Below are 12,290 nucleotides of genomic sequence, written 5' to 3' on the forward strand. Positions count from 1 at the left end.
GGCATGCTCTGGGTCTTCGTCTGCATCGGCGTCGCGTTCTGCGGCGTCGCCGTCCTCGGTGTCCTCGCCGTCCGCGTCTTCGTCGAGGTGCAACGGCTCGCACGGCGGATCGGGGAGAGCTCGCGGCGGCTGACCGAGGCCGCCGAGGAGTTCCAGCGGCACACCGAACCGCTGGCCGCGCGGGCCGGCGAGGTGGCGCGCGGCGTCCGGAAGTGACCGGGGGCCGGGGCGCAGTCGACGGGGGATTGCCCGGCGTTCCCCACGGCACGTTACGATCGCTGTTGCCCCCGGACCGGCGCGGGCCGCGTCGGCCGGTACTCACCGCAGCCGACGACGACGGCTACCGCACGAGATGAGGACGTGGGTTGCTCAAGTCCGCCCGCAAGCCGAAGGACCCCGAGGGGCGGATGCCGCTCGGGGATCACCTGCGTGAACTGCGCAACCGCCTGCTGAAGGCACTGCTGGCGGTGGGGGTGATCACCGGTGTCTCGTTCGCGTACTACGAGCCGATCACCAACTTCCTCACCGCTCCGCTGCGCGAGTCCGTCGGCTGCGTGGTCGGCATGGGCTTCACGCCCAAGCCCGGTCAGCACTGCGCGCAGCTCAACATCAACGGCCTGCTCGGGCCGTTCAGCCTCATGCTCAAGGTGGGGCTGATGTCCGGTGTGGTGATCGCCTCGCCGATCTGGCTCTACCAGCTGTGGGCGTTCCTCGCGCCGGGGCTGCACCGCAACGAGAAGAAGTACGCGCTCAGCTTCGTCGGCGCCGGCTTCCCGCTCTTCATCGGCGGCGCCTGCTTCGCCTACCTGCTGCTGCCGACCACCGCGCACACGCTGATCGGCCTCACCCCGGACCACGTCACCAACCTGGTGCCGCTCGACGGCTACCTGGACCTGCTGACCCGCATGGTGCTGGTCTTCGGGTTCTCCTTCGAACTGCCGCTGCTGCTGGTGCTGCTCAACTTCGGCGGCATCCTCACCGGCCGGCGGATGCTCGGCTGGTGGCGGTGGATGGTGATGGGGATCACCGTCTTCGCCGCGATCGCCACCCCCAGCAGCGACCCGCTGACCATGCTCGCGCTGGCCGCGCCGATCACCGCGCTGTTCTTCCTGGCGGTCGGCATCGCGCTCTTCAACGATCGCCGCCGGGCCCGCCGCGCCGGGGAGGAGCTCGACCCCGACGAGGCATCCGAGCTCGACCTGACGCCCGAGGCGCTGCCGGAGATCGAGTCGGTGGGCGCCCCCGCGCTGCCCGAGCAGCCCAGCCGCATGGACGACGGCCCGTCGGCCACCGGGGCCCGCGGCGACGGCTTCGACGACGCCACCTGATCCGCCGTCCCGGGCCCGGCCCGCCCGCCGGGCCCCGGCGGAAATGATCACGCCGACTGTCGTACCCGGCCGGTAGGCTCGTAAGCACAATGACGGACGAGATCCTCTCACCAGCCGAGCGCTACGCCGCCGCCCGCCGCCGGGCGGCCGAGCAGGCCACCGCCCTCGGGACCTTCCGTGAGCTGTACGACTTCGCACTGGATCCGTTCCAGATCGAGGCGTGCCAGGCCATGGAGGCGGGCAAGGGCGTACTGGTCGCCGCCCCGACCGGTTCCGGCAAGACCATCGTCGGCGAATTCGCCGTCCACCTCGCGCTGCGCGCCGGCCGCAAGTGCTTCTACACCACGCCGATCAAGGCGCTGTCCAACCAGAAATACGCCGACCTGGTCAAACGCTACGGACCCGGCAAGGTCGGTCTGCTCACCGGGGACAACAGCGTCAACGCCGATGCCCCGGTGGTGGTGATGACCACCGAGGTCCTGCGCAACATGCTGTACGCGGGCTCCCAGGCGCTCTCCGGCCTCGGCTACGTGGTCATGGACGAGGTGCACTACCTCTCCGACCGGTTCCGCGGCGCGGTCTGGGAGGAGGTCATCATCCACCTGCCGGAGTCGGTGACCCTGGTCTCGCTGTCGGCCACCGTCTCCAACGCCGAGGAGTTCGGCGACTGGCTGGACACGGTGCGCGGCGACACCGAGGTGATCGTCTCCGAGCACCGCCCGGTGCCGCTGTGGCAGCACGTGCTCGCCGGGCGGCGGATGTACGACCTGTTCGAGGAGAAGTCGGCCGCCCCGGACGCCGCCGTGCGCCCCGGCAAGCTGGACGTCAACCCCGACCTGCTGCGGTTGGCCCGCACCCAGAACACGCTCGGCTACAACCCCCGGGACCGCCGCCGCCGCGGCTACGAGGCCGACCGGGAGCGCGAACGCAGGCAGCGCAACCGGATCTGGACCCCGGGCCGCCCCGAGGTGATCGAGCGGCTGGACGCCGAGGGGCTGCTGCCGGCGATCACCTTCATTTTCAGCCGGGCCGGCTGCGAGGCCGCGGTGCAGCAGTGCCTCCACGCCGGCCTGCGGCTCAACGACGACGAGGCCCGGGCCAAGGTGCGGGCCATCGCCGAGGAGCGCACCGCCGCCATCGCCGACGAGGACCTGCACGTCCTGGGGTACTTCGAGTGGCTGGAGGGACTGGAGCGGGGCATCGCCGCCCACCACGCCGGGATGCTCCCCACCTTCAAGGAGGTCGTCGAGGAGCTCTTCGTCCGCGGCCTGGTCAAGGCGGTCTTCGCCACCGAGACGCTGGCGCTGGGCATCAACATGCCGGCCCGCTCGGTGGTGCTGGAGAAGCTCGTCAAGTGGAACGGCGAGACCCACGCCGACATCACCCCGGGCGAGTACACCCAGCTCACCGGGAGGGCCGGGCGCCGCGGCATCGACGTCGAGGGCCACGCGGTGGTGCTGTGGCAGCGCGGCCTCGACCCGGTCGCGCTGGCCGGGCTGGCCGGCACCCGCACCTATCCGCTGCGCTCCTCGTTCCGGCCGTCGTACAACATGGCGGTCAACCTGGTCGGTCAGTTCGGCCGGCACCGCTCGCGCGAGCTGCTGGAGACCTCCTTCGCCCAGTTCCAGGCGGACCGTTCGGTGGTCGGCATCACCCGCCAGGTGCAGCGCAACGAGGAGGGGCTGGCCGGCTACCGCGAGGGGATGACCTGCCACCTCGGCGACTTCGAGGAGTACGGGCGGCTGCGCCGGGAGCTGAAGGACCGCGAGTCCGCACTGTCCAGGCAGGGCGCCGCGCAGCACCGGGCCGCCGCCGCCGACGCGCTGGAGAAGCTCAAGCCGGGCGACATCATCCACGTGCCCGCCGGCAAGTTCGCCGGCCTCGCCCTCGTCCTCGACCCGGGCATACCCGCCGGCCGCAGCCCCGGCCGCCCGCACCAGCGTTACCTGGCCGAGGACGGTCCGCGCCCGCTGGTGCTCACCGCGGAACGCCAGGTCAAGCGGCTGGCGCCGATGGACTTCCCGGTGCCGGTGGAGGCGCTGGAGCGGATGCGGATCCCGCGCGGCTTCAACCCGCGCAGCCCGCAGTCCCGCCGCGACCTCGCCTCCGCGATGCGTTCCAAGGCCGGCACCGCCGGGATCCACGCCCCGGGGCGCCGTCGCAAGCAGCGCTCGGCCGCCGCCGACGACGCCGAACTGGCCCGGCTGCGCACCGAGATCCGCGCCCATCCCTGCCACGGCTGCGACGAGCGCGAGGACCACGCCCGCTGGGCCGAACGCTACTGGCGGCTCCAGCGCGACACCCAGGCGCTCCAGCGCCGCATCGAGGGCCGTACCAACACCATCGCCCGCACCTTCGACCGGATCTGCGGCCTCCTGACCGAACTGGGCTACCTCGACGGCGACACCGTCACCGAGCACGGCCGCCGCCTCGCCCGCCTCTACGGCGAACTGGACCTGCTGGCCAGCGAATGCCTGCGGGAAGGCGTCTGGAACGGCCTGGGCCCGGCCGAACTGGCCGCCTGCGCCTCGGCGTTGGTCTACGAGTCCCGGTCCGCCGACGACATGCTGGCGCCCAAGCTGCCCGGCGGCAACGCCCGTCACGCGCTCGGCGAGATGGTCCGCATCTGGGGGCGGCTGGACGCCCTGGAGGACGAGCACCGCATCAAGCAGTCCGAGGGCGTCGGCCAGCGCGAGCCCGACCTGGGCTTCGCCTGGGCCGCCCACCGCTGGGCCTCCGGCCACGGCCTGGACGCGGTGCTGCGCGACGCCGACATGCCGGCCGGCGACTTCGTCCGCTGGACCAAGCAACTGATCGACGTGCTCGGCCAGATCGCCGAGGCCGCGCCGCAGGACAGCCCGGTGCGTGCCAATGCCCGCAAGGCGGTGGACAAGCTGCTGCGCGGTGTGGTGGCCTACTCGTCGCTGGGCTGAGCCCGGTTCAGGCGGCCGGGGCCGGGGCCGTGCGGGCCCGGCCCCGGACGTCTCACAGCGCCTTGTCGAACGGCAGCGGACCGATCGTCTCCGGATCCGCCGCCAGGTCGAACAACGGGCGGTAGCCGCACGCCAGATAGAGCCCCCTGGCCTCCGGCTGACGCGGCCCGGTGGTCAGGTAGACCCTGCGGTACCCCTGCCGCACCGCCTCCGCCTCCAGCGCCGCCACCACCCGGCGGGCGAGCCCGCGCCGCCGGTGCGCCGAGGACGTCCAGATGCGTTTCAGCTCCGCCGTCTCCGCGTCGTGACGGCGGAAGGCGCCGCCCGCCACCGGCTCGTCCCCGTCGAGCAGCAGCAGGAAGGCCCCGCCCTCGTCCGGGGTGAACTGCCCGGCCGGGTAACGCGTCAGCTCGCCGTCGGCGGAACGGCCGTAGCGGCTGACGTACTCGTACTCCAGCTCCGCCAGCAGCGGACGGGCGGCCGGGTCGGTGATGGTGGTGTGCCGCAGCCGGAAGGGCGGTGCCACCGTCATACGGCAGCCGCCCGGCGCCCGCCCGCCGCGTCGCGCTTGGCGACCTCCTCGCGCACGATCGGGATGACGTGGCGGCCGAAGTCGATCGCGTCGTCCAGCAGGTCGTAGCCGCGGGCGGAGAGGATCTCCACGCCGATGTCGTAGTAGTCCAGCAGCGCCTGGGCCACCGTCTCCGGGGTGCCGACCAGGGCGGTGGAGTTGCCGGCCCCGCCGGTCTCGGCGGCGGTCGGGGTCCACAGCGCCCGGTCGTGGCGTTCCCCCTCGGCGGCCACCGCCAGCAGCCGCTGGGAGCCGGCGTTCTCCGGGGCGGTGAGCGGATGGCGGCGGGTGAGCGGCCCGGCCCCCTTGCGTGCCCGGATCCGTTCCAGGGTGCGGTGGGCCTTCTCCCAGGCCAGCTCCTCGGTGGGCGCGATGATCGGCCGGAACGCCACCTAGATGCGGGGGACGTCGGTACGTCCGGCGGCCCGCGCCGCCGCCTTCACCGAGGCGATCTGCTCGGCGGTGCGCTCCAGCGGCTCGCCCCACAGGCAGTAGACGTCGGCCTCGGCGCCCCCGGCGGCGTACGCGGCGGGGGAGGAGCCGCCGAACGAGACCAGCGGGTACGGCTGTTGGACGGGAAAGGTGTCGCTGACGAAGTCGTGGAACCGGTAGTGGTCGCCCTCGTGGTCGAAGGGCTCGTGCGAGGTCCACGCCTTCTTGACGATCCGGATGTACTCGCGGGTGCGGGCGTAGCGCTCGTCCTTGGGGTGGAAGTCGCCCTCGCGCCGCTGTTCGTGGTCGTTGCCGCCGGTGATGAAGTGGACCCCGAGGCGACCGTCGCTGATGTGGTCGAGGGTGGCGAAGGTCTTGGCGGCGAAGGTCGGGTAGGAGACGTTGGGCCGGTGGGCCACCAGCAGCTGGATGGTGTCGGTCCGCGCGGCGACGTACGCGGCGGCCGGGGACGGGTCGGGGGAGCCGGAGCCGTAGGCGAACAGGATCCGGTCCCAGCCGTACTCCTCGTGGGCCCGGGCCAGCCGCAGCGTGTACCCCTTGTCGAAGGAGGCACCGGAACGCGGGGTGACTTCGGAGCCGTCGTTGGTGGCGGCTATGCCGAGGAATTCGACGGGCATGGGTGGGCCTCTTCTCGTCGTGGGACGCGGCACGGCGCACCGGGCCCCGGACACGGGGACGCCGGAGCGGCGAAGCGGAGGGCAAGGAAGCCGCGCGGCGACGCAAGAGGCGGCGCGGCCGGAAGCGGCGGGCGCCCGCACCGCGCGGATACGCGGGGGCGCCGGGCCGTCAGGTCAGCGGCAACACGAGGCGGACCACACCCGACCGAGGTCGATGTGGCCGCGGGTGACCAGCCGCTGCCGAGGACGCATACGCCTAGTGGAACAGGAACCGCGCACAGCGTCAACCAGCCTTTGCCACACGTCCGTTGGAAGACCCACGGGCCCGCCGCCACCTCGGCGGGCCCGCGGCACCGGGCTCAGGCGACCGGTGTGCCTTCCTGCTCCTGCTCGATCCGGGCGTTCCACTCCCGCTTCGACGCCTGCCAGCCGTCCTCGTCGGCGCCGCGCCGCCAGTAGCCGGAGATGGAGAGCCGGTCCCGGTCCAGGCCGCGTTCGACCCGCAGGTAACGGCGGAGTTCCTTGACGAAGTTGGCCTCGCCGTGCACGAAGACGTGCGGGGTGCCGGCCGGGAACTCCAGCGCGCGCACCGCCTCGACCAGGGCGTCGCCGATCTGCCGGCCGTCGCGGTGCAGCCAGTGCACGGTGGTGCCGGCCGGCACGGTCAGCGGCAGTTCCTCGGCGGCGTCGGCGACCTCGACGAACGCCTCGGCGCGGGCGCCGTCCGGGATCCGCTCCAGCGCCGCCGCGATGGCCGGCAGCGCGCTCTCGTCACCGGCGAGCAGATGCCAGTCGGCGGCCGGGTCGGGGGCGTAGGCGCCGCCGGGGCCCATGAAGTGGATCTCCTCGCCGGGGCGCACCCGGGCGGCCCACGGCCCGGCCAGCCCCTCGTCGCCGTGGCCCACGAAGTCCAGCCACAGCTCGCGGGCGTCCGCGTCCCACCGCCGGACGGTGTAGGTGCGGGTGCGCGGCCACTGCTCGCGCGGCAGCTCGGCGCGGATCCGCTCGATGTCGAACGGCTCGGGGTAGGTCACCCCCTCCGGCGGGAAGAGCAGCTTGACGTAGTGGTCGCTGTACTCACCGGCGGTGAAGCCCTCCAGCCCGGGGCCGCCGAGCACCACCCGGACCAGATGCGGGGTCAGCCGCTCCACGCGCAGTACGCGGGCCCGGATGACATGTCGTTTCCTGCGCTGCGGAGCCTCCGCCATCGGCGTTCCCCTGTCCCTCGGATGTCCCTTGAACGGTGTTCCTCGAACCAATGATCGCACTATGACTTAGGGAAGCCTAACCAAGGGTGCGGGGCAACCGTGACCCCCGGGCCCGACACGCCGCGCCGCGCGGGGCCCCGGCTCACCCGGCCAGCGCCTCCAGCAGCCGTTGCGCCGAGCCGCCCAGCCCCCACCGCCGCACCAGCTCCGCCAGCGCCTCCGGGTCCCGCGGCGCGCGCGGCACCGCGGTCTCCACCGGCGGCAGCGGCACGTCGTCGGCGACCTTGACCACCTTCGGGGCCACCGCCAGGTACGGGCGGGCCTCGGTCAGCCGGCGGCGCTGGGCCGGGGTGAGCGCGGAGGCCGGGTCGTCGACCGCGGCGAGGATGCCGGCCAGGTCCCCGAAGGAGTCCACCAGCTTGGCCGCCGTCTTCTCGCCGATGCCCGCCACCCCCGGCAGCCCGTCGCTGGGGTCGCCGCGCAGCAGCGCCAGCACCGCGTAACCGGGGCCGTCCACCCCGTACTTGGCGCGCAGCACCACCTCGTCGGTGGCCTGGAGCGTGCCCACGCCCTTGACCGGGTAGAGCACCCGCACCCCGCGGGCGTCGTCCACCAGCTGGAACAGGTCGCGGTCGCCGGTGACGATGTCGACCGGGCCGGCCGCGCGGGCGGTGAAGGTGCCGATCACGTCGTCGGCCTCGTAACCGGCCACCCCGGCACGGGCGATGCCCACCGCGTCCAGCACCTGCTCGATCACCGGCACCTGCGGCGAGAGGGTGTCCGGGACCTCCTCCACGTCCGGCTCGCCGCCGGCGGTCTCCTCGGCCACCCGGTGCGCCTTGTAGGTGGGGATCAGATCCACCCGCCACTGTGGCCGCCAGTCGGCGTCCATGCAGGCCACCAGGTCGTCGGGGGAGTGGTCGGCGACCAGCCGCGCGATGAAGTCCAGCAGCCCGCGCACGGCGTTGACCGGCGTGCCGTCCGGTGCCCGCACCGAGTCGGGCACGCCGTAGTACGCGCGGAAGTACAGGCTCGCGGTGTCGAGAAGCATCAGGCGTCGGCTCACCCGCCCGATCATGCCGCACCGGACGTGCGCCGAACCCGACCGGGTACCCGTTCGCAAGGTCATGTCACTGTGATCCGGGTCACTCTTCTGTTTGGTCCGTCCGCCCCCGGGCAGCAGCCCGCCCGGAGCTGACCCGACGTACGACGGGTCGTTCGGACCGACCCGGAGGTACACAGTGTCAACCCTGGAAGGCGATCACCTGTTCAAGGTGTTCGGACGCCGCCCCGAGGAAGCCGTGACGGCGCTGAGAGCCGGCGTGGACCGTGCCGAACTGCGCGCCGCCGGCACCACGGCGGCCGTCATCGACGCCTCGTTCACCGTCGGGTCGGGCGAGATCTTCGTGGTGATGGGGCTCTCCGGGTCGGGCAAGTCCACGTTGCTGCGGATGCTCAACGGTCTCCTCGAACCCACCAGCGGACGCGTCCTCTTCGACGGCCAGGACCTCACCGCCCTGGAGCCGCGCGAGCTGCGCCGGGTGCGCTCGCACCACATCAGCATGGTCTTCCAGCACTTCGCGCTCTTCCCGCACCGCAGCGTGCTGGAGAACGCCGGCTACGGGCTGGAGGTCCAAGGCGTGGGCCGCGCCGAGCGGTTGGAGCGGGCCGCCGAGGCGCTCGCCCTGGTCGGGCTGGCCGGCTGGGAGAAGTCCTGGCCCGACGAGCTCTCCGGCGGCATGCAGCAACGCGTCGGCCTGGCCCGCGCGTTGGCCACCGACGCCGACGTGCTGCTGATGGACGAGTCCTTCAGCGCCCTCGACCCGCTGATCCGCCGCGACATGCAGGACCAGCTGCTGGAACTCCAGGCGACGCTGCGCAAGACCATCGTCTTCATCACCCACGACCTCAACGAGGCCATGCGCCTCGGCGACCGCATCGCCGTGATGCGCGACGGACGCATCGTGCAGATCGGCACCGCCGAGGAGATCCTGGTCGACCCGGCCGACGACTACGTGGCCTCCTTCGTCCAGGACGTGGACCGCTCCCGGGTGCTCACCGCCCGCACCATCATGTCCGAGCCGCGCGTCGTGCTCGCCCCCGGAACCTCCGCCGGGTCGGCGGTGCGCACGCTGCGCAGCAGCCACGCCGACGGCGGCTACGTGGTCGAGGGCGGCCGGCGGCTGGTGGGCGCGGTCACCGAGGAGGCGGTGGCGGCCGTCGCCGACCGGCCCAAGGCGGTGGTGGGCGACCTGATGGACGGCGAACCGGTCACCGTGGACGCCGACACCCCGCTGGCCGACCTGTTCACCCCCTGCTCGCTCAGCGGCCTGCCGGTCGCCGTCACCGACGAGCAGGACCGGCTGGTCGGGGTCGTCCCCCGGGAGGCGCTGCTGGCCGCGCTCGGCGACGAGCCCAAGGCCGTGGTCAGCCTCGACCGGCACCGCCAGGCCCGCGCGGCCAAGACCGCCCCGGCCCCCGCCGCCCCGTCGGACGCCGCCGCCCCGGCCGCGCCCGCCGCCCGCAAGGAGGCCGCCGGTGCCTAGGCTCCCGCTCGGCGACTGGGTCGACTCCGCCGTCGCCTTCCTCCAGCACCATCTCGCCTGGCTCTTCGACGCCGTCTCCACCGTCGTCTCCGCCATGTACAACGGCCTGGACGCGGTGCTCTCCGCCCCCGCCCCGCTGCTGATGGCCGGCATCCTCGCGGTGCTGGCGCTGTGGCTGCGCGGGGTGACCGCGGCGGTGCTCACCTTCGCCGGCTTCGCGCTGGTGGACTCGGTGGAGCAGTGGGGTCCGGCCATGCAGACGCTGTCGCTGGTGCTGGTCGCCACCGTGATCACCGTGGTGCTCGCGGTGCCGCTGGGCATCTGGGCCGCCCGCAGGTCCGGCGTCTCCGCGGTGCTGCGCCCGGTGCTGGACTTCATGCAGACCATGCCGGCCTTCGTCTACCTCATCCCCGGCATCTTCTTCTTCGGCGTCGGCACCGTCCCCGGCATCATCGCCACCATCGTCTTCGCCATGCCGCCCGGGGTGCGCATGACCGAGCTGGGGATCCGCCAGGTCGACGGCGAACTCGTCGAGGCCGCCGAGGCGTTCGGCACCACCTCCCGCAACACCCTGCTGCGGGTCCAGCTGCCGCTGGCGCTCCCCACCATCCTGGCCGGCATCAACCAGGTGATCATGCTGGCGCTCTCCATGGTCGTCATCGCCGGCATGGTCGGCGGCGGCGGTCTGGGCGCCTCGGTCTTCACCGCGATCAGCCAGGTCAACGTGGGGCTGGGCTTCGAAGGCGGCATCGCGGTGGTCATCCTGGCGATGTACCTGGACCGGATGACCGGCGCGCTGGGCAGCCAGGTCTCCCCGCTGGGCCGCCGCGCCCTCGCCAAGGCCGCCGCCACCGCCGGCCGCGGCGCCCGGATCTTCCGCTACCGCCCGCACACCGCGGTGGCCGTGGTCGGCGTCGTCGCCCTCGCCCTGGTGGCCGGCGGCATGCACCTGGCCGACCGCCCCGGCGGCACCCAGGCCGCGGCCGGGTCCGACGTCGGCAAGGGACGCACCATCCACCTCGGCTACATCTCCTGGGACGAGGGCGTCGCCACCAGCTTCCTGTGGAAGGAGATCCTGGAACGCCGCGGCTACCACGTGGACGCGGCCACCTACGACGTCGGCGCCCTCTACACCGGCATGGCCGACGGCCGCGTCGACTTCGAGACCGACTCCTGGCTGCCCACCACCCACGCCCAGTACTGGCAGCGGTACGGCAAGGACCTCGCCGACCTGGGCTCCTGGTACGGGCCCACGTCGCTGGAGGTCAGCGTCCCCTCCTACGTCAAGGACGTCCACTCGCTGGCCGACCTGAAGGGCAGGGCGTCGCAGTTCGGCGGCCGGATCATCGGCATCGAACCCGGCGCCGGCGAGATGAACCTGCTCAAGTCCAAGGTGCTGCCCGCCTACGGACTCGACAAGGAATACCAGCTCACCACCGGCTCCACCGCCTCCATGCTGGCCCAGCTGGCCCGTTCCTACGCCAAGCACGAGCCGGTGGCCGTGGTGCTGTGGTCGCCGCACTGGGCGTACAGCAAGTACCAGCTGACCAAACTCGCCGACCCCAAGGGCGCGTTCGGCACCGGTGACCGCCTGCACACCCTGGCCGCCAAGGGCTTCCCCGCCAAGGAGCCGGTGGTGGCCGGCTGGCTGAAGAAGTTCCACCTCGGCGAGGCCGACCTGTCCAGCCTGGAGGCCGCCGTCCAGGACGCCGGGCAGGGCCATGAGCAGCAGGGCGTGCGCACCTGGCTGGACAAGCACCCCGGCCTGGTGGACGAGCTGGCCCCGGTGCCCGGCGCCGCCCCCGCCCACGGCAAGGACGCCGGCGAGGCCGTCAGCCTCGGCTACTTCCCCTGGGACGAGTCGGTGGCCACCACCTACCTGTGGAAGGACGTGCTCCAGGCCCGCGGCTACCGGCCGCGCGTCCAGCAGTACGACGTCGGCGCGATGTTCACCGCCATGGCCGGCGGACAGATCGACATGGAGACCGACGGCTGGCTGCCCAACGCCCAGAAGCAGTACTGGGACCGGTACCACGACGACCTCACCGACCTCGGCGCCTGGTACGACCGCACCTCGCTGGAGATCAGCGTCCCCTCCTACGTCAAGGACGTCCACTCGCTGGCCGACCTGAAGGGCAGGGCGTCGCAGTTCGGCGGCCGGATCATCGGCATCGAACCCGGCACGGGGGAGATGAACCTGCTCAAGTCCAAGGTGCTGCCCGCCTACGGACTCGACAAGGAGTACACCGTCACCGAGGGCAGCTCGCCGAGCATGCTCGCCCAGCTGGCCCGTTCCTACGCCAAGCACGAGCCGGTGGCCGTGGTGCTGTGGTCGCCGCACTGGGCGTACAGCAAGTATCAGCTGACCAAACTCGCCGATCCCAAGGGCGCGTTCGGTGACACCAACCAGATCCACGCGCTGGCGCACACCGGCTTCGAGCGGAAGTTCCCCGAGCTGAACGGCTGGCTGCGCCACTGGCACATGAGCGAGGCGCAGCTCGGCGGCCTGGAGAAGCAGATCCAGGAGGCCGGTCCCGGCCACGAGGAACAGGCCGTCAAGGCGTGGATCGACGCCCACCCGGGCATCGTCGACGAGATGGCCCCGGTCGGCGCCACGGCGTGACCCCGCCCGGC

General features: G+C 72.6%; 8 protein-coding genes and 1 pseudogene. 5 read left to right on the forward strand and 4 right to left on the reverse strand.

Going from position 1 to position 12,290, the window contains the following annotated elements:
- Nucleotides 1-3 precede the first annotated feature (3 nt).
- From SCATT_RS24505 to SCATT_RS24515, 3 genes are all read left to right on the forward strand, one after another.
- Nucleotides 4-216, forward strand: a complete 213-nt coding sequence (locus SCATT_RS24505) for a hypothetical protein (RefSeq protein WP_014145886.1) — start codon at nucleotides 4-6, stop codon at nucleotides 214-216.
- Between the two features lie 149 nt (nucleotides 217-365).
- Nucleotides 366-1,328, forward strand: a complete 963-nt coding sequence (tatC, locus tag SCATT_RS24510; RefSeq protein ID WP_014145887.1) for a twin-arginine translocase subunit TatC — start codon at nucleotides 366-368, stop codon at nucleotides 1,326-1,328.
- Between the two features lie 89 nt (nucleotides 1,329-1,417).
- Nucleotides 1,418-4,261: a DEAD/DEAH box helicase gene (locus SCATT_RS24515; protein WP_014145888.1), complete on the forward strand. Its 2,844-nt coding sequence runs from the start codon at nucleotides 1,418-1,420 to the stop codon at nucleotides 4,259-4,261.
- Nucleotides 4,262-4,313: 52 nt separating this feature from the next.
- On the opposite strand, the gene SCATT_RS24520 is transcribed toward SCATT_RS24515, so the two are convergent.
- From SCATT_RS24520 to SCATT_RS24535, 4 genes and pseudogenes are all read right to left on the reverse strand, one after another.
- A complete protein-coding gene (locus SCATT_RS24520; RefSeq protein ID WP_014145889.1) occupies nucleotides 4,314-4,793 on the reverse strand; it encodes a GNAT family N-acetyltransferase in 480 nt (159 codons plus the stop codon).
- A pseudogene (locus SCATT_RS24525) lies at nucleotides 4,790-5,902 on the reverse strand (LLM class flavin-dependent oxidoreductase). Before SCATT_RS24525 ends, SCATT_RS24520 begins: the two are co-directional and overlap by 4 nt.
- Before the next feature lie 359 nt (nucleotides 5,903-6,261).
- Nucleotides 6,262-7,110 carry a siderophore-interacting protein gene (locus tag SCATT_RS24530; RefSeq protein ID WP_014145892.1) on the reverse strand — a complete coding sequence of 283 codons (849 nt, stop codon included), beginning with the start codon at nucleotides 7,108-7,110 and terminating at the stop codon, nucleotides 6,262-6,264.
- Nucleotides 7,111-7,252: 142 nt separating this feature from the next.
- Nucleotides 7,253-8,188 (reverse strand): 5'-3' exonuclease, encoded by a 936-nt coding sequence (locus SCATT_RS24535; protein WP_014145893.1) that lies wholly within the window; start codon nucleotides 8,186-8,188, stop codon nucleotides 7,253-7,255.
- A gap of 163 nt (nucleotides 8,189-8,351) precedes the next feature.
- On the opposite strand from SCATT_RS24535, the gene SCATT_RS24540 reads away from it, so the two are divergent.
- Both SCATT_RS24540 and SCATT_RS24545 read left to right on the forward strand, forming a co-directional pair.
- Complete coding sequence (locus SCATT_RS24540; RefSeq protein ID WP_014628628.1) at nucleotides 8,352-9,656, forward strand: quaternary amine ABC transporter ATP-binding protein; 1,305 nt, start codon at nucleotides 8,352-8,354, stop codon at nucleotides 9,654-9,656.
- On the forward strand, nucleotides 9,649-12,279 hold the full coding sequence (locus SCATT_RS24545) for an ABC transporter permease/substrate binding protein (protein WP_014145895.1): 2,631 nt from the start codon (nucleotides 9,649-9,651) through the stop codon (nucleotides 12,277-12,279). Before SCATT_RS24540 ends, SCATT_RS24545 begins: the two co-directional genes overlap by 8 nt.
- Nucleotides 12,280-12,290 lie beyond the last annotated feature (11 nt).

It is taken from the genome of Streptantibioticus cattleyicolor NRRL 8057 = DSM 46488, from assembly GCF_000240165.1.
GTDB classification, from domain to species: Bacteria; Actinomycetota; Actinomycetes; order Streptomycetales; family Streptomycetaceae; genus Streptantibioticus; species Streptantibioticus cattleyicolor.